Raw genomic sequence first — 24752 nt, 5'->3', positions numbered from 1 at the left:
TCATCGGGTTCGGACACGATACGTTGGCGCGAGGATTGACCGAACTCGCACGCGAAGCCATGACCCCGGACGATGTGTTCGAAATGATGGCCGAGGGATGGACGATCCAGGCGCTCGCGCATATCGCACGCCTCCGCGGCAAACATTCGGATCAACCACGCGCCGGTGCAAGAGGCGGGCTGCCGGATTCCAGCCTTCGCCGTTTGAAAGATTTCGTCAGGGCCAACCTTTCGAAGTCGATCTGTCTTGACGAGCTTTCGGGTATAACGGGTCTGAGCAAACGGCACTTTTTGCGTGCGTTCCAGGAAAGCGCGGGCGCATCGCCCTACAAATACGTCCTCGCCCTGCGCATCGAGGAGGCGAAGCAGCGGCTTTCCCGGTCTGCCGACAGCATCACCGACATCGCGTTTGCCACCGGTTTCGGGCACGCGCAGCACTTCTCGACAAGCTTCCGCAAGGCTACCGGCGAAACGCCGTCCGCATTCCGGCAGCGCGTCCGGTCTTGATCACGAAGAATCCACTGCGAACGCCGGATTGCCAGCAACTATTTCGGCGCTTTTACGAAGATATGGCGCGATGTCGGAAGCGGGCTTTCCCGGTCCGTCCTATCGAGATCGGCTAACAACGGCCCGACGATCGAGAAGTTCGATCTGCGCGGTCTACAGCTCGACCAAGGGGTCGTGGCGATCGAGGGAGGAATGCATGGCCGAAGCGACCATACGCGTCGCACGCATTGCCCGTGTGCCTGTCATCACGGCCGTCGCTGCCACCAGCACCGATATACAGATTCCACCCAAGACCGGCCTCAGCGTCTAGCCGGGATCGGATCCATCCCAAGAACCGCGCCAAGAACCGCGCTAAGCACCACGCTAAGCACCACGGCAAGACCATCAGCATTCCAGGAAAGGAAGAACCCATGTCAGGTCCACTCCAAGGCGTCCGTGTCGTCGATCTGACTGCCGTCGTGTCGGGTCCGTTCGCGACCATGTTTTTGGCCGATCAGGGCGCCGACGTCATCAAGATCGAGCCGATCACGGGAGACAGCGCCCGCCGTAGCCGCGCCGCCATCGACAAGGCTGGAGAGTTCTCCGCCATGTTCATCTCGTCGAATCGTGGCAAGCGATCGTTATCGATCGACGTGAAGAGCGATGCCGGCCGGGAAGTGCTGGCTAAGCTGGTCGGGCAAGCCGACGTACTGGTGCAGAATTTTCGTCCAGGCACGATGGAGCGACTTGGTCTGGGAGCCGAGGAGCTCCGAAAGCGTCATCCCCGCCTCATCTACGTGTCGATCAGCGGCGTCGGCGATACCGGACCCTATGTCAAGAAGCGGGTTTACGACCCCATCATCCAGGGCCTGTCCGGGTTTGCCGATATCCAGTCGCAGCCGGTCACCAACCGGCCCCAGATGATCCGCACCATCGTTTGCGACAAGACGACGTCGGTCTACACGGCGCAGGCCGTGGCGGCCGCACTCTATGCCCGTGAGAAAACCGGTCAGGGCGACCACATCCAGGTCGCGATGCTCGACGTGATGGTTTCGTATCTCTGGCCGGAGGGCATGATGCAATACACGGTCGTCGGCCGGGAGGCGGCGGCTGCCGACCCGAACGACCGGCCGGATCTCGTGTTCAAGACCAGCGACGGCTACATCACCGCCGGCACCATTTCGGACTCCGAATGGCAGGGCTTCTGCCGGGCTTCCGGCGACCCTGAATTGGTCAAGGATCCCCGTTTCGCAACGCCCGCCGCGCGTTCGGTGAATGCCACCGCGCGCATCCACAGGATGGCCGAATATATCGCGCAGCACACGACGGCCGAATGGCTCGAGCGGCTGGATGCGGCGGATGTTCCCTGCGCTCCGATCCTGCGTCGAAGCGAGATCGTCCAGAACGAGCAAGTCGTCGCTCGCGGCATCATCGCTGAATTCGAGCAGCCTTCCGTCGGCCGCGTCCGGCAACCGAAGCCGGCAGCCCGATTCGAGCTGAATGAAGCCGTTATCGGCGGACCGGCGCCCCGCGTGGGACAGCATTCGAAGGATATTTTGCGCGAGCTCGGCTACAGCGACGCCGACATCGAAACGATGATCGGCGATCGAAGCGTCCGCGTCGCGACCTAGAATCAAAAGCAAAGGCGAGGAACAAGTCCATGACAGAAGCAGCCAAGGTCGCACTGCTGGTCGGTGCCGGAGACGCCATCGGCGCCGCCGTCGCAAGACGCTTCGCCCACGGCGGATACGCCGTCTGCATCGCGCGGCGCGAAGCCGCCAAGTCGCAAGCGGTGGTCGATGAGATCAACGCCTCGGGCGGCAAGGCGCGGGCGTTTTCGGTCGATGCGCGCAAGGAGGACGACGTCAAGGCGCTGTTCGCCGAGGTCGAAAAGGAAGTCGGACCGATCGAAGTGTGCCTGTTCAACGCTGGCTCGAATGTCAGCAAACCGCTGTTGGAGACGACGGAGAAGCTGTTCTTCAAGGCTTGGGAGCTGGCCTGTTACGCGGGATTTCTGGTCGGCCGCGAAGCCGCAAGTTACATGGTGCCCCGAGGCCGCGGCACGATGCTTTTCACCGGGGCCACCGCCAGCGTGAAGGGCCGCACCGGATTTGCCGCATTTTCCTCGGCCAAATTCGGCTTGCGCGCGGTCGCGCAGTCGATGGCGCGTGAGCTCGGCCCGAAGAATATCCATGTCGTTCACCTCCTGATCGATGCCGGCGTCGACAGCGAGGCGATCCATCAGCGGATGAAGGCGGCAAAGGGTATTTCCGCGTCCGACATTCCGCCGGATAGCCTGACCAAGACCTCCTCGATCGCCGAAGCCTATTGGTTCTCGCACCTGCAGAGCCGGGATGGCTGGACGCACGAGCTCGACTTGCGCCCGTCAGTGGAGACATGGTGATGGATCACAAACTGGTTCTCTGGGGTGTCGGCACCTCGCGCACCATCCGCGCTCATTGGGCGCTGCATGAACTCGATTTGCCATACGAATCGCGGCCGATCCTGCCGCGCTCGGGCGAGACCAAGACGCCTGAATATACCGCGCTGAACGCCAGGCAGAAGATTCCGTTGCTGATGGATGGCGATTTCCGGATTGGCGAGAGTGCGGCGATCGTCGCCTACCTTGCCGAAACCTATTCGACGCCGGATCACGTGCTGATACCCCGCGAGAAATCATCGCAGGCTAAATGGCTGGAGTGGTGTTTCTTCGTCGTCGCCGAACTGGATTCGACAAGCCTCTACGTGATGCGTCGGCACGGCACCAATAACGGGCTGGCGCATATCTACGGTGAGGCGCCCGCTGTCGTGAGCAAGGCGGCCGAATATTTCCGCGAGCAGTTGCGGCACGTTGACGTCGCGCTCACGGATGGCCGGACCTACCTGATGGGAGATCAGTTCACGACCGCTGACATCATCCTGACGACGTGTCTGACCTGGGCCATCGACTACGGTGTCGGAATCTGCGACAGCGCGCTGCCGTATCTCGAACGCACCAGAGCGAGGCCGGCCTACCAGCGCGCCGCGGCCGCCAACACGCCGAAGAAACCCGCAGCAACGTGCTGATTACTTAAAAAGGAGGACCTTTTTCCTGGTCGGGCTTGACGGCGAGCCGGGCAGGGTCGATTTGCCTGTTATCGGGCAACTCATGCCGCGACGCGGTTGACGACGTCGCCCGGAGACACGACATATCCCGTACCGTCGATCCAGGTGACGGCCCAGGAGCAGGATATGAACGCGCCGCCAAACATCGATCCCGTCGCCGCGGACGACGACGTCATCCATTGGCTGACCAACGAGACGCGCGACCAGCGCTTTATCGACAATATTTTCGCCGAGCTGTGTCTCCGGCTGCAGCGCGCGGGGATTCCCATCAAGCGGGCGTCGCTTCATCTCCTGATCCATCACCCGCAATGGCTCGGCGCCCGGGTCCTGTGGGTTGACGGGATGCAGGAGGCCACGATTACGCGGGTCGACTACGATGTCAGCAAGCGATCCGAATATATCGGCAGTCCCGTGGAGGAAATCCAGGGCGGCGTCGTCGAGATACGCGAGAATCTCGAACGCGATGCTTCGCTCGGCCGCAAGCATGGCGTCTTTGAGGAGTTACGGTCGGCGGGCCTGACCGACTATGTGGCGTGGCCGATGTACCATACGCTCGGAAAGCGGCACGTCGTGGCCTTTTCGACCGACCGGCCCGGCGGTTTCGACGATGCGCATATCGCGAGCCTGTCGAAACTGCTGCCGATCCTGGCGCTGGTCAGTGAAATCCGCATGAAGAACCGGCTGGCGCGCACGCTGCTGGAGACCTATGTCGGCTCGCATGCCGGCGAAATGATCCTGGCCGGCGCCACCAGGCGCGGCAGCGGGACGACGGTGCGCGCCGCCATCATGATCTGCGATCTGCGCGAGTTCACCAAGATCTCCGATAACTGGCCGCGCGATGACGTCATTGATCTCCTGAACGATTATTTCGATGCGATGTCGGAGCCGATCGTGCGACATGGCGGCGAGATCCTGAAATTCATGGGCGACGGCCTGCTCGCGATTTTTCCGCTCGACCAGCCGTCGGCCTGCGCCAATCTGCTGCATGCCGTGACCGAGGCGCGCCACGCCATGACCACGCTGAACGAGAAGAATCGCGAGACCGGAGGCGCGCCGTTGCACTATGGCATCGGCGTCCACGTCGGGGACGTCATGTACGGCAATATCGGCTCGCGCTCCAGGCTCGACTTCACCGTCATCGGCCCCGCCGTCAACATGGCCTCGCGCCTGGAGACTCTCACCAAGCAACTGGGCAGGCAGGTGCTGCTGTCCCGCGCCTTCGCCGACCTGGTCGCGAGCAAATTCGACCTCGAGCACGTCGGCGAACACGCGGTGCGCGGATTCAGTGAGCCGATCGAGCTGTTCGCGTATCACGGCTGAAGGACGCAGAAGATTCTCGTCCTGAACCTGGCGCTGGACCATCGGCAATGATGCCGGCGGTCCCGGCCAAAATCTCGGGCATCGCACTCAGTGCGCCTTGGTCACGTACGGGCAGCCGCCTTCATCGAGCGGACGGAATGCCTGGTCACCCGGCACGGTCGCGACATACTCATAGAGATCCCATTTGCTCTTCGACTCTTCCGGCTTCTTGATGCGCATCAGGTACATGTCATGCACCATGCGGCCGTCCTCGCGGACGACGCCGTTCTGGGCAAAGAAATCATTGACCGGCGTCTTGCGCATCTGCGCGATCACCGTTTCTGAATCCACCGAGTTGGTCGCGGCGACCGCCTTGAAGTAGTGCCGCAGCGCCGAGTTCACGCCGGCCTGGTACGCCGTCGGCATGGCGCCGTGTCGCTTGAAGAACTCCTGCAAGAACGCGCGCGTCTCGGGCGTGCGGTCCCAGTAGAAGGAGTCGGTGAAGAGCAAATCATGCGCGTGCGCCAGGCCGAGCGCCGGCACGTCGGTGAGCGTCACCTGCAGCGCGACGATCTGCATTGTCGAGCGGATGTTGAACTCGTCGGCCTGGGACACGGCGTTGCGGAAGTCCGAGCCGGCATTGGCGAGCGCGAGGATCTTGGCGCCGGAGGCCTGAGCCTGCAGCAGGAACGACGAAAAATCGGCGGTGTCGAAGGGATGACGGACCGCCCCCAGCACCTTGCCGCCCGCGGATGTCACGGCCTTGCTCGCATCGCGCTCCAGCGCCTGGCCGAAGGCATAGTCCGCCGTCAGGAAGAACCAGGGCGTGCCGCCGCGCGCCACCACCGCCTTCGCGGTCGCGTTCGATGAGGCATAGGTGTCGTAGGTCCACTGCACGCTGGTCGGCGAACATTGCTTGCCGGTGAGGTCGGACGAGCCGGAGCCCGAGATCAGGAACAGTTTCTTGCGGTCGCGCGTCACGGTCTGGATCGCGAGCGCCACCGCCGAGTTGACGCCTTCGGCGATGACGTCGACACCTTTGGTGTCGATCCAGTTGCGCACGATGCCGGTCGCCACATCGGGCTTGTTCTGGTGATCGGCGGAAATGATCTCGATCTTGCGGCCGGCGACCGTGCCGCCGATTTCCTCCGCCGCCATCTGCGCGGCGATAACAGATCCGGGGCCATTGCCGTCGGAATACTGCCCGCTCATGTCGGTGATGATGCCGACCTTGAGAACGCCATCCTCTGCACGTGCAGCATTTGCGGTGAACAGCAGAGAGGCGACGGCGGTTGCGATCAGGGCATGGACAGACGAGCTTTTTGTCTTGGACATTTCATTCCCAAAGGTTCGGATTTTTCCAATGATCACCTGCAGGAATCGCGCATCGCGGGCAACCCCTTCGGCCGGCATGGCGCCCTGCGAATCTGACTGCGTTCCGATTGCCGGAACGCTCGTGCAAATCCCGCCATCGTCTGCTGTACAAGGGAATTCCGCGAGGAAGAATGACCTGATGTCGCTCACCACGACAACGGCGCCAGCCCCTATGGAGCTTGCTCGCGATAGAACTGCAGCAGGCGAGCGCCTTCGGCCGAGAGCCAGTCTGCCGCCCCGGTCATGTAGCCCTCGACATGCTGGTCTGCTCCGACCAGATAGGTGACGGGCATGCCGACAAGGCTGAAGACAGCAGTGGAAGAATTGGTTGGCGCGGTAATGACTGCGTAAGCGTCAACGTAGCATGCGAGGTCGGGCGCATTCACGCCGTCGAGAAATTTGTGGATCTTTCTGACGTCCCGCGTGTCGGTGCAGATGGCGTAGACGTCGAGCGCATCACGCCGCTGCCGCGCGAGGCTCGCCATGGTGGTCAAATCCAGCCGGCAGGCGGAGCACCAGGTTGCCCAGAAGTTGATCAGGGTTATTCGTCCCGGTCTGGGCGCCAGCAGCACGTCCTTGCCGCGCAGGTCCTGAAGCCGTAACGGCGGCACTGGCGCCCGAGGCCTCACAACGGTGAATTGGTTGCGGCCGGTCTCGAATATTGGAGGCCAGTCCGCGTCGTTGGGACGCGCAGCACTGGCATGGAGCGAGGCGAGGCCGAACGCGGGCGCCGCCAGCAGCAGCGAGCGCCGGGACAGGGCCCCGCCGCCTCGGTTGATCCCATCACGCATGGATGTAAGCCCAACCCTTCAGCTGCAGGTCGACCACGCGCCCGATGCCGAAAGGCACGAGTACAGCGCCATCGATCAACGGAATGACGACGTGCTCATTAGCCTCGGCGATCGCCTTCGAGGATGCGCACATGCTGTAGGTGAGATTCGGCAGCGATTGTCGCAGCACTGCCAAGGGCCCGGCGAGCGCGGTCTTGTCCGCCCGAAACACGTCGATGCCTTTTCCGTTCGCGACCACCTCGATCTGCAGTTTGGCGCCTCTCCCGGCAAAATACTTCGCCAGATTAGCTGAGTAGCTGATCGCGTGCCCCATCGCATAAGGCTCGTTGTTGCTGATAAGGATCACGACGCCGTCGACGAGACGATCCTCCTTCGCCGCCATCGCGGGAGACCCGGCCGCGGTGAGGATCGATGCTCCGGCGAGCAGTCCCCTGCGAGACCATGCTGATGGAATGGAGATCATCTTGATTGCTGGCCTGCTGCCTTGGACAAGGGCGGTCCGTCAAAACCGGCGCGGAGCGATCGGCGCGGTGCGGCCGCGTCCCCACAGCACAAACAGGGCGAGCGCCAACAGGACGAAGTTGAGAGGGGTGACAGCAGCCTCACCGCGGGAGACGTGGAAGATGATCGCGAAGACCTGCAACACCGAGCAGCCGAGCGCCGCCAGCACGGTCAGCTTTGGCAGGATTCTGGTGAGCGCCGGCAGCAGGATGCCGATTCCGCCGGCGAGATCGATCGCGCCGATGACGCGGACGAAGAGTTCGGAATGCTCGCCAGTCCAGGGCATCATGGCCGCGAGCTACGGAATCGGCGTCAACAGTTTCACCAGTCCGGCCGCGACGAAGGTGAGGAAGATGAGGGTCTGGGCAACCCAGAGGCTGATCCGGAGGGCGCGTCCAATTGGGGCCGTTTCAGTCATGGTCGACATGGGGATCTCCTGAACATTGCGGTCGCCGCCATTTGATAGTTTCTGTATCATTGATCATCATGCGGTGTGGGATTGGTTCATTTCTTAGATGTTGATGATCTGATGGATACGCTGACCAGTATGAGGGTGTTTTGCCAGGTAGCTGAGCTGAGGAGCTTTGTGGCCGCGGCGGACCGCTTGAACATCTCCCCCGCCATGGCGAGCAAGCATGTGATGCAGCTTGAGCAGCGGCTCGGCACGCGGCTTCTGAATCGGACCAGACGCCGCGTCAGCCTCAGTGAGAGCGGCGCCATCTATTTCGAGCAAACGCGCCAGATGCTCGATTCACTCGACGAAGTCGAAACCGCGGTCAGCAAGGCGACCGTTGTCCCACGCGGGATGTTGCGGCTGACGGCACCGGTCTGGATGGCCAATCCGATGTTTGCGAGGATTTTGGCGGACTACCAGGTCCAATATCCAGACGTGAGGTTGGACGTCGACCTGAGCGGACGGTTGGTCAATCTGGTCGAGGAGGGCTTTGATCTTGCCCTGCGCGCGACGGGAACACCCGACCCGGCGCTGATCGCGCGGCTGATTACGAAAGTCGCGTTTCGCATGGTCGCCGCGCCCGCTTATCTCGATCGCGTCGGACGGCCGACAAAGCTGGCCGAACTGTCCGGCCAGGCCCTCTTGCACTATGCGCTGTATTCGCCGGGCGAGACCCTCACCTTCCAGGGAGACCGCGGTATCGAAACGGTCAAGTTCAATCCGGTCTTGCGGAGCGGCAACGAAACGCTGCTCCATTTGGCCGCGCTGGAAGGCATGGGCGTCGCCGTTCTTCCGCAATGGCTTGTTGCCGAAGACATCGCTGCCGGGCGCCTCGAGCACATCCTGCCCGAGCAGGTCATCTTCGATGGTCGATTGTTCGCGGTCTATCCGAGCCGCAAATATCTCTCTGCCAAGGTCCGGACGTTCATCGATTTCGTCGCGGCAGACAAGCGGATGAAGTAGCCGGATCGAGGCTGAACTGTTGCCCCCGCGGCGCCGGACAATCTCGTCTTGTCGGCCGTAGCGGACCCGCGCAGCGCCGATCGGAGAGCAGCCGCATCACGCGGACACATGCCGACACACTCTGCCCGGAGAACGCCACTCGGCACATGAGGAAGATTGTTCTCAACTAATCTTGAGTGGGCCCCCAGCTTCACATCACCGAATTTTGTCAGCCATCAGAAGCGTTCTTGATGGGTTTGGCGGCAACACCGGCTGCGGATTGGGCCTCGCCGTCCTACATGCGTCTTGATCTGAGGGTGCCGAGCCGCGCGCCTGATGCCTTTGACGAACTCTCGGTGCGTCAGCCGTGTCGCGCGGTACTCGAAGCAGTCTCCAATAAGGAATTCGTGGGAAACGCGCAGGCGGGGCTGTCCCGAAGTCTTTAGCACGCGAACGCCTGACCATGTCCGGAAGCAACCTGATCCTGATTGCATCTCCTTTTGCATGCGAGCGCGGAATATTGCGGCGGATTATGCCGTCGGTACATCCCTGGAATAGGTGAGGACGGGCCATGGGTATCGTTCGTTTTGCGCTGCGCTTTCCGCACACTTTCTACGTCGTCGCCGCCCTGATCCTGTTTCTGGGTTCGGTCGCCTGCATCAAGACGCCGACGGATATCTTCCCCGAGATCAATATTCCCGTGGTGACGGTGATCTGGAGCTATACGGGCTTGAGCACGCCCGAGATGGAGCAGCGCGTCACCACCTACAGCCAGTACTCGATCAGCGCCAACGTCAACGGCATCAAGAACATCGAAGCGCAGACCATGGCTGGTCTCTCGGTGCAGAAGATCTACTTCCAGCCCGACGTCAATCTCGACCTCGCGATTGCACAGATCGTGTCGGCAACCAATGCGATCCGCGCGCTGATGCCGGCTGGAATCCAGCCGCCGGTCGTGGTGCAGTTCAATGCCTCCAGCGTACCTGTGCTGCAGATCAGCCTGAGCTCCGACACGCTGAGCGAACAGCAGCTCTATGATTACGGCATCTACCGCATCCGCCAGCAGCTCGCGCCGATACCCGGCATCACCCTGCCGACGCCTGCGGGCGGCAAGTACCGCCAGATCATGGTCGATATCGATCCGGCAAAACTGCTGGCAAAGGGCCTGACGCCGCTCGATGTCGTCAATGCGGTCAACACGCAGAACCTGACGCTTCCGGCAGGCACGGCGAAGTTCGGCAATAAGCAATATGTCGTCCGCACCAACGCCACGCCGCCGTCGATCGACGACCTCAACAACATCCCGATCAAGGTCGTGAACGGGGCGACCGTCTTCGTCAGGGACGTCGGCCAGGTTCATGATGGCTGGCTGGTCCAGCAGAATGTGGTGCGCGACAACGGCCGCCGTTCGGTGCTGCTCTCGATCATCAAGAACGGCAACGCCTCGACGGTTGCCGTGGTTAATGCCGTGCACCAGGCGCTGCAGGCGGCGCGTGCCGCGGCGCCGCCCGGCATGCAGATCACCGAACTGTTCGACCAGTCCGTGTTCGTCAAGCAATCGGTGGTCGGCGTGCTGCGCGAGGGTGCGATCGCGGCTGCACTGACCGCGCTGATGATCCTGTTGTTCCTGGGATCGTGGCGGTCGACCGTCGTCGTCATGATCTCGATACCGCTGTCGATTCTGACCTCGCTCGTGGTGCTCTATTTCCTCGGTGAGACCTTGAACACCATGACGCTGGGTGGGCTCGCGCTCGCGGTCGGCATCCTGGTCGACGACTCGACCGTGACCATCGAGAATACCCATCGTCTGCTCACCGAAGAGGGACTGCCCTTGCCGCAGGCGACGCTGCACGGCGCCGCTGGCATCGCCGTGCCGACGCTGGTCTCGACGCTTGCGATATCTTGCGTGTTCACTTCGGTGGTGTTCCTCGATGGGCCGGCGAAATATTTGTTCACGCCGCTTGGGCTTGCGGTGGTGTTCGCGATGCTGGCGTCCTACGGCCTGTCGCGGACGCTGACGCCGATCGTCATCGGCCTGTTGCTCAAGGGGGAACATCACGGCCCGTCCAGCGATGCGCCGCGTGGCGTGTTCGCGCGCTTTCATGCTGGCTTTGAGCGTGGCTTCGAGACGATGCGTCATTCCTATTCACGTTCGCTGACCGAATTGCTCAGGCACCGCTTCATTATTCCAATCGGCATGGTCTTGATGGGCGGGCTTGGCGTCGTGCTGTTTCCACTTGTCGGCCGCGATTTCTTCCCCGTCATCGACGGTGGACAGATCCAGCTTCATGTCCGCGCGCCCGCCGGCACCCGCATTGAGGCGACGGAGCGGATTTTCCAGGAAGTGGAGAACAAGATCCGCGCAGTCATTCCCGATCGCGACCGCGACCTGATCGTGGACAATATCGGGCTGCCGGCACGCTCCTACAATCTCGCCTTTACTGATGGCTCGACCATCGGCGTGAACGACGGCGTGATCCTGGTGTCGCTCAAGGAAGGCCATCGGCCGACCGCCGAATATGTACACAAGCTGCGCCAGGTGCTGCCGGCGTCCTTCCCCGAGGATACCTTTTATTTCCAGGCGGCGGACATCGTCACGCAAATTCTCAATTTCGGACTGCCGGCGCAGATTGACGTTCGTACGGTTGGTTATGACCGGGAGAACAATCTGCGCGTGGCCAGGGAGCTGCGTCAGCGCATTGCCGCGATCAGAGGCATTGCCGATGCCCATCTGCAGCAGGAGGTCGACGCGCCGGCGTTCTATGCCGACATCGATCGCGCGCGGGCGGTACAGCTTGGGCTGAACGCGAACACGATCGCGACCAACCTCAATGTCAGCCTGAGCTCCTCGGAGCAGGTGACGCCGAATTTCTGGACCGATCCGAAATCGGGCATCCCGTATTATTTCGCCGTGCAAACGCCGGAGAACCAGATTTCTTCCCTCAACGATCTCGCCAACACGCCGGTTTCCACGTCGCTCGCGTCGACCCAGACCGACACCCAGATCCCGGGCCTGCTTGGCAACGTGGCGACGTTCAAGCGCACCAGCATTCCGACCAATGCCAACCAGGCGAATATCCAACCCGTCTACGAGGTCTACGCCAGTGTCCAGGGGCGTGATCTCGGCGGCGTGGCCAGCGAGATCAGCACGATCGTGGCACAGTTGCAGAAGGAGCTGAAGCCCGGCAACAGCATCCAGCTCATCGGCCAGATCCAGAGCATGAACGGCGCGTTCATCAATCTCGGCATCGGTCTGCTGTTTGCCGCCGTGTTCGTCTACCTCCTGATGGTCGTGAACTACCAGAATTTCGGCGATCCTTTCGTTGTCATCCTGGCGCTGCCGGCGACCTTGTGCGGCATTCTGACCATGCTGTTCATCACCGGCACGACGCTCAATGTGCCGTCGCTGATGGGAGCGATCATGGCGGTCGGCGTGGCGTCCGCAAACTCGATCCTGCTCGTGACCTTTGCACGCGAGCAGCAGCTTGCCGGCAAGACCGCCTTCGAGGCGGCCATCGAGGCCGGGCATACCAGGATCAGGCCGGTTCTGATGACGGCCGCGGCGATGATCGTCGGCATGATCCCGATGGCGATCGGCGGAGCCGGTGAAGAGCAGAACGCCGCGCTGGCGCGTGCGGTCATCGGTGGACTTCTGTTCGCGACACCGACGACGCTGCTGGTCGTCCCCTATCTGTTTGCCATGCTGCGCAAGGGCAATGACGGCAAGACACATCACGGCGTATTTGAAGAGGTGCTGGAATGAACTTTAACGGGCCGTTCAAGGACGAAACCGACCGGGCGGTGGAGCTGCCGACGGAACGGAAGCGCGGACGGCGAGGGCGCCTGATGGTGCTCGGCGTGGTGATCGTGCTGGCGGGCGCGCTCACCTCCGGTGCCTGGACCCATTTGACCCAGTATCGCCTGAGCGCGGACGCAGCCGAGCAGGAGCGCGATTTCGTGCCGCAGGTTCGCGTCGAGGGCGTCGAACCCAGCGGCGATGTCGAGGTGGTAAAACTGCCCGCAACGACCGCCGCCTTTGCCGCCGCCAACATCTTCGCACGTGCAAGCGGCTACATCGCCAAGCGCGAGGTCGATATCGGCGACAAGGTCAAGCAGGGGCAATTGCTGGCCGAGATCGTCGCGCCGGAGCTCGATCACCAGATCTCGCAAGCGGAGGCCACGCTCGCCCAGCTCAAATGGTCGCTGCAGCAGGCGCAAGCCAATCTCGAACTTGCGAAGGTCACCTGGGATCGCGACAGGCCGCTGGTGCAAAAGGGATGGGTGACGGCGCAGCAGGGTACGATCGACGAGCAGACGCAGAAGGCCCAGGAGGCCGCTGTTTCGGTCGCTCAGGCCAACATCTCCGCCGAGGAAGCCCAGCTTCAGGTGTTGCATCAGCAGAAGGCCTATCAGCGCGTGGTCGCACCGTTCGACGGCGTCATCACCCAGCGCAATGTCGATGTCGGTAGCCTCGTGCAGGCCGATGCGACATCGGGCACCTTCATGTTCAACCTGATGCAGGGCAACGTGATTCGTACCCAGGTGTTCGTGCCGCAGGACCAGGCGTTTGGATTGCGCCCGGGCATAGATGCCGCGGTCCACGTCGCCGAAATCCCGGACCGCACGTTTCACGGTACCGTGACGCGGATTGCGGACGCGATCGATCCCGGCTCGCGCACGCTGCTCACCGAGATCGATATTCCGAATCCGGATGGCGCGCTGACGCCGGGCATCTACTGCACCATCGAGCTGCATGTCCCGCGCAAGACGCCGAGCTTCACGGTGTCCGCGGATGCGATCATTTTCAACCAGGCAGGCGTGCAGGTCGCGGTCGTCGAGCAGGGCGTGGTGCACTTGCGCAAGGTCGGCGTGGTCCGCGACCTCGGGCGTCAGGTCCTCGTCAACAGCGGCGTCAAGCGCGGCGATCAGGTGATCCTCAATCCGGCGGTCGATCTCAGTGACGGTGCCAAGGTGAGAACCAGGCAAGGGCCGACGCGGACGTCCTGACCGACGCCAGCGGGGCCGAGGTTCGCGGCAAAAATGGTCCAGGCGTCACCATTCAAAGGCCGGCGTCAGGAAATCCGGGATGCCGCCGCAGCTCTCGCACAATCGCAGCAGTTGCTGCTCGGGCAGGTCGCGATGAATGCCGGTTCGCACCAGAAGCGTTGACAGCCCTAACGGCCGGGCGCCGGCAACATCATGCTCCGGGCTGTCACCGATCATGACGGCGCGCGCATCGGGCGCCAACGCTGCGGTCGCAACCGCGTGCGCGAAGATCAGCAGGCGAGGCTTGCCGATATACTCGACCGCGCCACCGAGATCTTCGTAGAGCCGCGCGATCGCGCCGGGGGCAGGCACGAGCTCGCCATCGCGGATCATCGTGATGTCAGGGTTGATGCAGATCGCGGGTACGCCCGCTTTCGCCGAACCTGCGAGGTCGCGGTGATAGGCTTGCAGCGGCGTCCGGGGCGCGTCCGATCCGGCGAAGACCAGGAAGTCGGCGTCTTGCGGCCGGTCGACCAGTTCGAAGTCATCAGACGAGAAGGCATAGCGATCGTCGCGGCGGCCGATCACGCAGGCTTTCGCGCCGGCGGTGAACGGCGGCCCCAATATGCCGTTCTTGACGCATTGCAAGGCCACGTCGCCGGAGCTGACGACGGCATCTAGATGGCAGTCGGCAAAGCCGAGCGCACGGAGGCGGGCTAGGTTTGCTGCCGCGCCCTTTCCGGAATTGGTCAGGAGGATGATCTTTCGCCCGCATGCCGCAATCCTGGCCAGTCCGTCGATCGTGCCACGACAGGGCGCGATGCCGTCATGCAGGACGCCGTATTGGTCCACCAGGAAGAGATCAAACTGATCGGCGATCTCGCGCAATCCGGCGATGCGTTTCATGGCTACATCGTTTCATCTTGGGTGTTACGTCGTTGCTGCTTCCCTGACTGGCGGATCCTGCACGCCGTAGCTGCCGAACGCGGCGGCGGTCTCGCTGATTTCGGCATCGCTCAGCAGTACCGGTCCACCGATCGCGAGCGAGAGATAGTACTGCCGGGCAATCGTCTCGAGTTCGACCGCAAGCCACATCGCCTTGTCGAGCGAAGCCCCGGTGGCGATCATTCCGTGATTGGCAAGCAGGCAGGCGGTCCGATCCTCGAGCGCCTTGAGCGCATGCTCGGACAACTCTCTGGTGCCGAACCTGGCGTAACCGGCAACTCGGACGTTCATACCGCCGAACGCTGCCATCATGTAGTGACACGCAGGAATTTCCTTGCGCGCGATCGCCAGCACGGTGGAATAGGTTGAGTGGGTATGGACGATGCCTCCGACGTCGGGGCGCGCCTTCATGATGTCGAGATGAAAGCGCCATTCGGTGGAGGGTTTGAGCGGGCCCCTCCACGATCCGTAGTCGCCTTCGATCGGCATTGCGGCGATCATGTCGGGCGTGAGCGAATCGTAAGGCGTGGCCGACGGCGAAATCAGCATGGTGTTGCCGTGACGCGCGGAGATGTTCCCGGAGGTCCCTTGGTTCAGCCCTGTGGCATTCATCCAGCGGCACTTCGCGATGATCGTCTCGCGCAGCTGAAGTTCGGTGTCGGTCATGGTCGGCTCCTTGAGATCAGCGCGAACGGCGCTCAATATTTCTGTCGGGTCGGCGTGATGCAGATTTCCTGCACCAGCGCGTTTTGCGGGAGGTTGTAGGCGTCGAGGATCAGGTCGGCGACGTGCTCGGCTCCGATGCCGCCGCCGATCGCCGCCTTGTTTGCTTTGTAGTTGGCGAGCGTCACCGGATCCTTCACGCCGTACAGCACCTCGGTCTCGATGATGCCGGGGGAAATGATGATGACGCGGACGTCATACTCGGACAGATACTCGCGAAGGCTGTCGGACACGCCGTGGACAAAATATTTGGTGCCGCAATAGACCGTGTGATCGGGATAGACCTTGCGTCCCGCGATCGAGCTCATCATGACCAGCGTGCCGTGGCGGCGCTCCATCATGCCGGACATCACGGCGTGGACGCTGTTCATGACGCCATTGACGTTGATGGCGATCATTTCGTCCCAGTCGGCCGGGTCCTGCTTGCCGATGTCACCCAGCCTGGCGACGCCGGCATTGGCAAACATCATGTCGACCGGGCCGAATCTGGTTTCGGCGTCGCGCACCGCTGCGGTCAGCACGGCGCGGTCGCGCACGTCGACCTGGCGGCAGATCGAATTCGGCAGCCGCATCGCCTCCAGCCGGTCGATACGGCGGGCCATCAGCAGCACCGGATGACCGGCCGCGGAAAAGGCGCGCGCCGTCGCCTCTCCGATTCCCGAACTCGCACCCGTCACGGCAACAAGCGGTTGTGCGGTCATGTCGCGGCCCTCCCATGAATGTTCGTTTTCAATGTTCTTGTTGCGCAAATGCCTCCAGCGTTCCGGCATCTGCGGCTATGTCGAGGAATGAAAAGCGGTTGCGCATTTCGCGGCAATGAATGATGGCCTCGTGATAGAGATCGACGGGCACGCCGAGTTCGGCGGCGGTCGTGGCGCCGCCCGCAGCCGACAGCAGCCGTTTCATCTCGCCGACCGGGATCGTGAAGGCGGCAAGCTCACGCCGAAGCTCCGGCCAGGTATCCTGGAGCTTGCGGTTGAATGCGATCGCGCCATCGCTGTCGAAGGCCTTCTGTTTCAGCTCGGCCAGGCACTGCAAGGCGACCTCTTCGCCAAAGCGTCGCGTCATGCCGGCGACATCGATCTGGGTGGCGTGAACGGACAGCGGCCGGTCGGCGGCGAGCATGTGCTGCTGCAGCCGTGCCATGCTGAGCGAGGCGATGCCGACCTGCTGGCCGTGCAGGCTGCCCGGATGCCGCGCTCCCCCAAAGCAATCGATGTAATGGGAGATCTGGTGCTCGCCCATCGAGCCATGGTGCGAGATTCCGGTGAAGGAAATGCCCAGTCCGCACAATGTCAGCACGCGATAGAGATATCCCATCGCCTCGATGTCGCCCTTCGGCAGATTCCCGGCCCGCTTGTTGAGCTCGATCTCGTCGGCTGCCTGGATCGTGTAGGGCTCCTGGAAATAAGCCGTTCCCAGCAATCGGTGCGACATCCACCAGTCGGTCTGCGCGACCGATCGGGCGAGGCAGTCGGCGAAACCGGAGGCGGCGAGATAGGGCGGCGCCACGGCGGACACCTTGAGATCGACAAAGAAGCCGGCCGGCGTGTGCGAGGGCAGCGACACCTTCAGGCCGCTGTCGAGCGTGAGCGAAGCGGTTGACGAGGTATATCCATTCATCGAAGCCGCGGTTGCGAAGACGCAATAACGCCTTCCGTCCAGGCCGGTGACGTATTTGCTGAGGTCGTTGACGGTGCCGGAGCCGACGGCAACGACGGAATCGAATCCGCGCAGCTTCTCGGTGAGACTGCGAACCTCGGCCATGTCGGCATGGGGACGATCGAGAACAATGGCCTCGATCGGGCCGAGTTCGCGCAAGGCCTTCGCGACGCGCGCGCCCATCGCGTCATAGGTCGCCTGGTCGGCGACCAGAGCAAGGCGGTGCCCCAGCTTCAACGATGCAACGAGTTCTGCCTCGCGGCCTTCGAGGCTGTCCTCGATCACGATGGAGTCGTAGGGCACCTTGACCTGGGCGCCGGTCACCGGGTTGGTCCAGCGGCCAGCCACCATATCGTCGATCAGTGCGGTCCAGTTCTGCTTCGACATCGGCAAGACGCAGCCCCGATCGTGACAATAGTCAACGCTGGTTGGCAATTAAGCGAGACGATTGACAATTGTCAACCCGATGTGCATTTTGTGAACCGTCATACTCGGGCCGGATCGTTGATGACCAAGACGCTGCAACGCAACGTGACGCCGTCGCGGATCAAGCGCCGCGCGCGGTCGATTCCGGCAGAATTCGACAGTGATCCTGTCGTGTGGGCGGCGTGGCTCTATTACGAAGAAGGCATGACGCAGGAGGAGGTCGCCGATCAGCTCGGGGTCTCGCGCGCCTCGGTCGTGAATTTCCTGCAGGAGGCCCGCGACCGCAACATCGTCACGATTGCCGTCTCCTCGCGGCACCTGCAGACCATCAGTCTTGCACGCGAGGTGGCTGACGCTTACGGGCTCACCAACTGTCTCGTCGTGCCCGACGACGGAGGCCGATTGCCGGTCCACGAACGGATCGGCCGGGCCAGTGCGCGGCTGCTGATCGAACGGTTGCAGCCCGACGATGTGCTCGGCGTGTCTTGGGGCCGGACGGTGCAGGCGCTGTCGGCAGCACTGCCCGAGATGAAGCTGCCGGGCGTAACCGTTGCGCAGATTACCGGCTGTTCGATCGGGACGACGGAATTTTCGCCGGAATTGTGCACGTCCAATATCGCCAACCGGCTTGGCGCGCGCTGCGTCAATTTGCATGCCCCCGGCATCGTCTCGACCGCGCAGATCAAGCGCCTGTTCATGCAGGAGCCGGCGCTGGTCGAGACCTTCAAGATCATCCACTCGAGCAACAAGGTGCTGTTCGGCGTCGGCAGCGTCGACGACGCAGGCACCGCGATGCGCAGCGGCTACATGTCATCAGAGAATATCGGGCCGTATCTCGCGCGCGGCGCGGTCGGCGTCGTGAGCGGGCGTTTCATCGGCCGCGACGGCGAGCCGATCCTGGGCGCGCTCGACAATCAGATGATCGGATTAACGCTCGACGAGATCGCCAAGGTGCCGGAACGTATCTGCATCGCCGGCGGCAGCGACAAGATCGACGCGGTCTATGCCGCGCTCAACAAAAATTACGCAACGATTCTGGTCACGGACGTGGCAACGGCGAAAGCGCTGGTGCCGCGTGCGGCCCGATCTGCCCGAACCGGAGTGTCCCGCCGGCCCTGAAACAAGACTGCGAACTGGGCCAAAGAGCCCGGCGCCGAGAAGAAGCGAATGCGCGAGGAAACGTCAATGGTTTCGCACTATGCGCCACGTCCGGGTGCGCAAAGTCTGGATGCACAGCGTCTGGATGCGCAAAGTCTGGCTGTCGACGTGCCGGTATCGGGCACGCCGCGCCGCCGGGCCTGGCCGCGATTTCTGACCTCGGAACACCCGTTCCCCTGGCTGGCGCCGATTACCGCGCTGATCCTGGCGTTTGGCGTCTATCCGCTGCTGTATGCGCTGTGGCTCTCGCTCTTCAAGCGCAACCCGATCACCCGCCTGAACGTCTTCAACCCGACCTGGAATTGGGGGAAGTTGTTCGCCGATGACCGGGTATGGGGTGCGATCGGCCACACCTATCTCTACACGATCGCTGCCCTCGTGATCGAACTATGCCTTGGGCTTGCCATCGCGCTGCTGCTCGACAGTGATCGCAAGGGCTACGGATTGCTGCGTGCGCTGATGACGCTGCCGCTGGTGGTGCCGCCCGCGGTCACCGGCATGATGTTCCTGCTGATGCTGGATGGATCCTTCGGCGTGCTGAGCACGGGGCTGGTGTCGCTCGGGCTGTGGCCGGCGCAGCATCCGATTCTCGCCTCCGGCAATTCAGCACTGGCCGGCGTTCTGCTGGCCGACATCTGGCAGTGGACGCCGTTCATGGTGCTGATCATGCTCGCAGGCCTCCGCGCTCTTCCGAAGGAGCCGTTCGAGGCCGCGGCGATCGACGGAGCGACGGCGAGCCAGGCTTTCTTCCGCCTGACCTTGCCGATGCTCTCCAAGATCATCGCGCTCGCCGTGCTGATCCGCGGTGTCGATCTGTTCCGAATCTATGACTACGTGAAGGTGATGACGGACAGCGGGCCTGGCACCGCGACCGAGACGCTGACGTCCTATGCCGGCACCATCTATTTCAAGAACGCCGACTTCCCCTATGCCTCGACGATTTCGCTGTTCACGCTGCTCCTGGTGATCGTCACCTCGAGCATCTTCATCAAGCTGTTCAAGGTGCGGTTCTGATGCAGGAAACGTTTTGGCAGAAGCGATTGCGTGACGTGGCTGCGGTGTTCGTGGTCGGCCTGTTCATGTTTCCGCTGTTCTGGTGGGCATTGACGTCGTTCAAGCCGACGTCCGCGATCTTCGACAAGGACGGCATCGTCTGGTTCAATTTCAAGCCGACGCTGGTGAACTACGCCGTGACCATGTTCGGCAAGTCGCGGGCCGAGCTCGCGATCGAATCCGGCAACACATTCGGCGTCGGCGGCGCGAGTTCCTATGACAGCCGCCAGACCATCACCGACTCGCTGGTCGTTGCAATGGGCTCGACCGCACTGACGGTGCTGCTGGCGGTGATGGCGGCCTATGCGCTGTCGCGGATGCGCTTCTTCGGACGGCAGGCCTATCTGAACTGGATCCTGTCGCAGCGCTTCATGCCGCCGATCGCGATCATTGTGCCTGTCGTCTTCATGTTCCACTACATGTCGCTGCTCGACACCAGGCTCGGGCTGGTCATTGTGGATACGCTGATCAACCTGCCGATCGCCGTGCTCTTGATGAAGTCGTTCTACGACGACGTCCCGGTCGACGTCGACGAGGCTGCCATGATCGATGGCGCCACGCGATTGCAGATTTTCTGGCGCGTCGTGCTGCCGATGGTGAAGGGCGGTGTCGCGGCCACGGCGGTGCTCTGCTTCATCTTCTCGTGGACCGAATTCCTGCTGTCGTTGTTCCTGACCAATTCGATACGAACGTTGCCGGTCAAGATCACGACCTTCGTCACCTCGACGGGCTCGGAATGGGGCTTCATCGCGGCGCTCGGCACCACCGCGGTGATCCCGAGCTTCATCTTCATCTTGCTCGTCCAGAAGCAGCTTGTCCGTGGCCTGACCCTCGGATCCATCAAGGAGTAGGCGCACGTACGGAGACCAGAAAGTCAACAAGAACATTGGGAGGAGTATCTATGAGCTTCAAGAAATTCGACCAGCAGACATTCATCGTCGATAGCGCGAACGCCTATACGAACAAGCAGATATCCAAGCGCGAATTCCTGCGTCGGATGGGATTGGCAGGTGTCGGGTTCTCGGCCTTCGGCGCCGGAATGCTCGGCAATCCGCGCGGCTTGCGCAACGGGAACATGCTCGGCACCGCGGCCTATGCCGACGGCCTGCCGGACAATCAGGCCAAATGGCTGAAGGATGTCGGCAGCAAGTTCAAGGGCGCCAAGATTCGCTACTCGACCGAATCGACGCCGCCGTCGGTGATCCTCAACCAGATCAAGAAGGAGTTCACCGACCCGACCGGCATCGAGGTCGAGGTCGAGATCGTGCCGCTGGAGCAGGTGCTCGCCAAGGCGGCGCAGGACGTGCAGGGCCAACTCGGTTCCTACGATCTCTACTATCTCGATCAATCCTGGATCTCGATGTTCCAGCCCGATTGCGTCGATCCGATCGCCTACTACAAGGACAAGCCGGAACTGGCGATGCCCGATTTCGATTGGGACGACTTCTCCAAGCCGCTGGTCCAGAATATCGCCCAGGTCGAGGGAAAATGGATGGGCATTCCCTTCGACATCCCGATCTTCACGATGATGTACCGCAAGGACATCCTCGAGAAGCACAAGATCGCAGTGCCGACCACCTACGAAGACTTCCTCGCCGCCGCCAAGCAGATCACCGAGGCCGAGAAGGCCAACGGTGTGTTCGGAACCGGCCTTCAGGCCAAGTCCGGGCACTATTCGCTGGAATGCGACTGGAGCCAGGCGGTGTGGGGCCATGGCGGCTCGATCTTCAACAAGGACAAGAGATTCTCCGGCAATGACGAGCAGGGCATTGCCGGCCTGAAATGGTACCAGGAGCTGCTGAAGGTCTCGCCGCCGAATTCGACGGCATCGACCTGGGACGGCCAGTTCGAGATGATGCATTCCGGACAGATCGCGATGGCGCAGAGCTGGGATGAGTTCTTCCCGGGCCTTGATGCCGACGACTCCAAGGTCAAGGGCCTGTGGGAGCCTGCCCATCCGCTGACGGCCAAGAAGTTGCGCCCGGCTTCCGAGGCCGGCTTCAACGAGCAGCCGAACCTCGGCCATCAGGGCGGCTCGTGCATCTCGCTCTCGAAATACTCCAAGAACAAGGAAGCAGCGTGGATATTTATGCAGTGGGGCTGCTGCAAGGAGATCATGACACGCTGCACGCTGCTCGGCGGTTTCGCGCCGATGCGTAACTCCTCGTTCGCTGATCCGCGCGTCAAGGCCAAGGCCAAGGTCGGCCCGGGCACCACGCGGCATCTGGAGACCGTGAAATGGGTCATCGACAACGCGATGGCCACCGAGCCGCACATGCAGTTGTGGGCGGGCCTGTCGACCAATGAAATCCCCACCGAACTCGGCAAGCTGCTCACGGGACAGGCCTATGATGGCGACGCGAAGAAGTGCATGGACGCCCTGGCAAAGGACATCGACGCCAAGGTGAAGGATGCCGGCCTGCTCTAGGGCTTGCATTGCAAGAGTTCGCGAAGGCGGCGCCCGTCGCCTTCGCTTCTTTTGAAACGAGACGGCATGACCAAAGATCTGGTGATCGGTATCGACAGCTCGACCTCGGCGACCAAGGCGATCGCCTGGGACCGCAGCGGCCGTGCCGTGGCCGAAGGACGCAAGGCCATCGGCCTTGCCAATCCGCAGCCGGGATACTTCGAACAGAACCCGGACGAGTGGTGGGATTCGACGGCGGCCGCCTTGCGCGGCATCACCGATCAGGTCGCCTCGGAGCGCATCGCTGCGGTCGCGATTTCCAATCAGCGCGAGACCTTCAGTGCGTTTACCGAGGATGGGACCGCCATCAGGCCCGGCATGACCTGGCTCGATGAGCGGGCGCGACCTCAGGTCGTGCGCTTCGGCAAATCGTTCGGGGCCGAGCGCGTTCATGCGATCTCCGGCAAGCCGCTGGATGTTTTGCCCTGTCTTTACCGCATGATCTGGATGGCGGAGCAGGAGCCGGAGATCTTTGCGCGTGCCGCGCGCTTTGCCGAAGTTCACGGCTATCTGACGCACTGCCTGACCGGCCGATGGCGGACCTCGACGGCCTCGGCCGATCCAACCGGGCTGCTCGATATGACTGGGAACGTCTGGTCGGCCGAGATCCTCGATGCCGCAGGCATCGCTATCGAAAAATTACCGGCGCTGTTGCCTCCTGGGGCGCGAATGGGCGAGGTCACGCACGCGGCGGCCGCGTTCACCGGCCTGTCCGCCGGGACACCGGTCGTTGCCGGAGGCGGCGACGGCCAGTGCGCCAGCACCGGCGCCGGCGTCACCTCTCCGGGCAGCGCTTACATCAATTTGGGGACGGCAGTGGTCTCCGGCAGTTATGGTCTCAACTATGCTTATGACCGCGCCTTTCGCACCGAGAAGGCGGTGTGCGACGACGGCTACATCTACGAGCAGTGCGTTCGCACCGGAACCTTCCTGCTCGACTGGATGGCCCGCGAGATGTTCGGGATCGATGCGGCTGCACAACGGAACGTCTTCCAGGCACTCGAAGCGGAAGCGGCGACCTGCCCAATCGGGGCAGGCGGCGTCGTGGTGCTGCCGTATTGGCTCGGCTGCATGACGCCCTATTGGGATCCCTATGCGCGCGGTGTCATCGCCGGACTGTCCGGCTCGACCCGGCGCGGCGCCATCTATCGGGCCTTGCTGGAAGGCATCGCGCTCGAAATTGCCGCTCAAGCCGAGAAGATCGCGGCGGCAACTGGCGGCGAGATCGGACAATTTTCGGCGATCGGCGGCGGTTCGGACAGCGATCTCTGGCTGCAGATCCTGGCCGACACGTCGGGCCGCCCGGTGTCCCGCTCGACGGCGCGGGAAGCATCGTCACTTGGCGCTGCGATCGCCGCGGCCAAGGGCGCCGGCTGGTACGGGACGATCGCTGAAGCCACCGCGGCGATGACGAGACCTCCAGCACGAACATTCCAGCCTGAATCCGCCAATGTGGCGCGCTACGCCGAGCTGCGGACCATCCACGCCGACCTCTGGCCCAAGCTGTGCGATTGGAACGCCCGCCTTGCGTCGTTTGCCGATGGCGCGCCGTCATGAAGCCGATGGCCAGTTTTCCGGCGGAAACCGCGCGCCGCATCGTCTGTATCCTGACCGATATCGACGATACGCTGACCACCGACGGGCAGCTTCCGGCGGCGTCCTATGCCGCGCTGGAAAGGCTGCGCAGCGCAGGCCTTGCCGTGGTTCCCGTCACCGGCCGGCCGGCGGGCTGGTGCGACATGATTGCGCGGTTCTGGCCGGTCGACGGCGTGATCGGCGAGAACGGCGCGTTTTATTTCCGGCACGATCCGGTGGCGCGGAAGATGATCCGCAAATTCATCGCAACCGAGGCCGAGCGCGCCGCGAACCGTAGCAGATTGACGGCGCTCAGCGAGCGAATTCTGTCCGAGGTGCCGGGTGCAGCGATCTCGGCCGACCAACTCTACCGCGAAGCCGACCTTGCGATCGACTTCTGCGAGGACGTGCCGCCCCTGCCGCGCGCCGCCGTCGACAAGATCGTCTGGCTGTTTGAAAGTGCGGGCGGCATCGCCAAGGTGTCTTCCATCCACGTCAACGGATGGTTCGGCCGTTACGACAAGCTGGCCATGACCCGGATCTTCCTGCGCGAAAGGCTGGGTCTCGATCTCGACGAGGCGAGGGACCGCATCGTGTTCTGCGGCGATAGCCCGAACGATGCACCGATGTTCGGATTCTTCCCCTACGCCTGCGGCGTCGCGAACGTACGGGATTTCGAAGGGGTCATGTCCGCAACTCCAGCCTTCGTTGCCAGCAAGCGCGGCGGCGAAGGCTTCGTTGAGATTGCGGAGCGAATATTGGCGGCGAGAGCATGATCCGGAAAAGTGGAGACCGGTTTTCCCTCG

21 protein-coding genes and 1 pseudogene are annotated in these 24752 nt (G+C 62.6%); 14 read left to right on the top strand and 8 right to left on the bottom strand.

The annotated features are described in order from the left end of the window. The first annotated feature begins 35 nt into the window (after positions 1–35). The 5 genes from ACP2YO_RS35615 (at position 36) to ACP2YO_RS35595 (ending at position 4910) form a co-directional block, all read left to right on the top strand. Positions 36–506: a helix-turn-helix domain-containing protein gene (locus ACP2YO_RS35615; protein ID WP_426435762.1), complete on the top strand. Its 471-nt coding sequence runs from the start codon at positions 36–38 to the stop codon at positions 504–506. Positions 507–916: 410 nt separating this feature from the next. Further along, positions 917–2116, top strand: a complete 1200-nt coding sequence (locus tag ACP2YO_RS35610; protein WP_426435761.1) for a CaiB/BaiF CoA transferase family protein — start codon at positions 917–919, stop codon at positions 2114–2116. A 29-nt stretch (positions 2117–2145) separates the two neighbouring features. Next, positions 2146–2889, top strand: coding sequence for an SDR family NAD(P)-dependent oxidoreductase (locus tag ACP2YO_RS35605; RefSeq protein WP_426435760.1), 744 nt, complete (start codon positions 2146–2148; stop codon positions 2887–2889). After that, the gene (locus ACP2YO_RS35600) at positions 2889–3551 is read left to right on the top strand and encodes a glutathione S-transferase family protein (RefSeq protein WP_426435759.1); all 663 of its coding nucleotides are present in this window, start codon (positions 2889–2891) and stop codon (positions 3549–3551) included. The genes ACP2YO_RS35605 and ACP2YO_RS35600 overlap by 1 nt, the downstream gene beginning before the upstream one ends. 165 nt (positions 3552–3716) lie before the next feature. Continuing rightward, positions 3717–4910: an adenylate/guanylate cyclase domain-containing protein gene (locus tag ACP2YO_RS35595; RefSeq protein ID WP_426435758.1), complete on the top strand. Its 1194-nt coding sequence runs from the start codon at positions 3717–3719 to the stop codon at positions 4908–4910. A gap of 87 nt (positions 4911–4997) precedes the next feature. Here the strand turns inward: ACP2YO_RS35595 and ACP2YO_RS35590 are convergent, their stop codons facing one another. From ACP2YO_RS35590 to ACP2YO_RS35575, 4 genes and pseudogenes are all read right to left on the bottom strand, one after another. Beyond that, positions 4998–6224 carry an ABC transporter substrate-binding protein gene (locus tag ACP2YO_RS35590; RefSeq protein ID WP_426435757.1) on the bottom strand — a complete coding sequence of 409 codons (1227 nt, stop codon included), beginning with the start codon at positions 6222–6224 and terminating at the stop codon, positions 4998–5000. A gap of 209 nt (positions 6225–6433) precedes the next feature. Next, a complete protein-coding gene (locus ACP2YO_RS35585) occupies positions 6434–7054 on the bottom strand; it encodes a TlpA family protein disulfide reductase (protein ID WP_426435756.1) in 621 nt (206 codons plus the stop codon). After that, entirely contained in the window at positions 7047–7517 is a 471-nt protein-coding gene (locus ACP2YO_RS35580) for a hypothetical protein (protein WP_426435755.1), read from the bottom strand. The genes ACP2YO_RS35585 and ACP2YO_RS35580 overlap by 8 nt, the downstream gene beginning before the upstream one ends. A gap of 39 nt (positions 7518–7556) precedes the next feature. After that, a pseudogene (locus ACP2YO_RS35575) lies at positions 7557–7982 on the bottom strand (DoxX family protein). A 102-nt stretch (positions 7983–8084) separates the two neighbouring features. Between ACP2YO_RS35575 and ACP2YO_RS35570 the strand changes: the two are divergent. From ACP2YO_RS35570 to ACP2YO_RS35560, 3 genes are all read left to right on the top strand, one after another. After that, positions 8085–8972, top strand: a complete 888-nt coding sequence (locus tag ACP2YO_RS35570) for a LysR family transcriptional regulator (protein ID WP_426435754.1) — start codon at positions 8085–8087, stop codon at positions 8970–8972. Between the two features lie 550 nt (positions 8973–9522). Beyond that, complete coding sequence (locus ACP2YO_RS35565) at positions 9523–12714, top strand: efflux RND transporter permease subunit (protein ID WP_426435753.1); 3192 nt, start codon at positions 9523–9525, stop codon at positions 12712–12714. After that, the gene (locus ACP2YO_RS35560; RefSeq protein WP_426435752.1) at positions 12711–13958 is read left to right on the top strand and encodes an efflux RND transporter periplasmic adaptor subunit; all 1248 of its coding nucleotides are present in this window, start codon (positions 12711–12713) and stop codon (positions 13956–13958) included. Before ACP2YO_RS35565 ends, ACP2YO_RS35560 begins: the two co-directional genes overlap by 4 nt. 45 nt (positions 13959–14003) lie before the next feature. Here ACP2YO_RS35560 and ACP2YO_RS35555 read toward each other — a convergent pair whose 3' ends face one another. From ACP2YO_RS35555 to ACP2YO_RS35540, 4 genes are read right to left on the bottom strand one after another with little or no spacing between them, the layout of a single operon-like run. Continuing rightward, entirely contained in the window at positions 14004–14843 is an 840-nt protein-coding gene (locus ACP2YO_RS35555) for a TIGR01459 family HAD-type hydrolase (protein ID WP_426435751.1), read from the bottom strand. A gap of 24 nt (positions 14844–14867) precedes the next feature. Beyond that, the gene (locus ACP2YO_RS35550) at positions 14868–15548 is read right to left on the bottom strand and encodes a class II aldolase/adducin family protein (RefSeq protein ID WP_426435750.1); all 681 of its coding nucleotides are present in this window, start codon (positions 15546–15548) and stop codon (positions 14868–14870) included. A 32-nt stretch (positions 15549–15580) separates the two neighbouring features. Further along, positions 15581–16306 (bottom strand): SDR family oxidoreductase, encoded by a 726-nt coding sequence (locus ACP2YO_RS35545; RefSeq protein ID WP_426435749.1) that lies wholly within the window; start codon positions 16304–16306, stop codon positions 15581–15583. A 28-nt stretch (positions 16307–16334) separates the two neighbouring features. Beyond that, positions 16335–17654 carry an iron-containing alcohol dehydrogenase gene (locus tag ACP2YO_RS35540; protein WP_426443393.1) on the bottom strand — a complete coding sequence of 440 codons (1320 nt, stop codon included), beginning with the start codon at positions 17652–17654 and terminating at the stop codon, positions 16335–16337. A 120-nt stretch (positions 17655–17774) separates the two neighbouring features. On the opposite strand from ACP2YO_RS35540, the gene ACP2YO_RS35535 reads away from it, so the two are divergent. The 6 genes from ACP2YO_RS35535 (at position 17775) to ACP2YO_RS35510 (ending at position 24722) form a co-directional block, all read left to right on the top strand. Continuing rightward, positions 17775–18812: a sugar-binding transcriptional regulator gene (locus ACP2YO_RS35535; protein ID WP_426435748.1), complete on the top strand. Its 1038-nt coding sequence runs from the start codon at positions 17775–17777 to the stop codon at positions 18810–18812. 66 nt (positions 18813–18878) lie between these two features. Next, a complete protein-coding gene (locus ACP2YO_RS35530; protein ID WP_426435747.1) occupies positions 18879–19865 on the top strand; it encodes a carbohydrate ABC transporter permease in 987 nt (328 codons plus the stop codon). After that, the gene (locus ACP2YO_RS35525) at positions 19865–20755 is read left to right on the top strand and encodes a carbohydrate ABC transporter permease (protein ID WP_426435746.1); all 891 of its coding nucleotides are present in this window, start codon (positions 19865–19867) and stop codon (positions 20753–20755) included. The genes ACP2YO_RS35530 and ACP2YO_RS35525 overlap by 1 nt, the downstream gene beginning before the upstream one ends. Positions 20756–20805: 50 nt before the next feature. Then, positions 20806–22332: an ABC transporter substrate-binding protein gene (locus ACP2YO_RS35520; RefSeq protein WP_426435745.1), complete on the top strand. Its 1527-nt coding sequence runs from the start codon at positions 20806–20808 to the stop codon at positions 22330–22332. Positions 22333–22398: 66 nt separating this feature from the next. Then, a complete protein-coding gene (locus tag ACP2YO_RS35515; protein WP_426435744.1) occupies positions 22399–23928 on the top strand; it encodes a xylulokinase in 1530 nt (509 codons plus the stop codon). After that, positions 23925–24722, top strand: coding sequence for an HAD-IIB family hydrolase (locus ACP2YO_RS35510; protein ID WP_426435743.1), 798 nt, complete (start codon positions 23925–23927; stop codon positions 24720–24722). The genes ACP2YO_RS35515 and ACP2YO_RS35510 overlap by 4 nt, the downstream gene beginning before the upstream one ends. Positions 24723–24752: the final 30 nt, after the last annotated feature.

It is taken from the genome of Bradyrhizobium genosp. P (genome assembly GCF_049949265.1).
In the GTDB taxonomy this organism is placed as follows: Bacteria; Pseudomonadota; Alphaproteobacteria; order Rhizobiales; family Xanthobacteraceae; genus Bradyrhizobium.
This window is presented reverse-complemented; position numbering and strand designations above follow the sequence as displayed.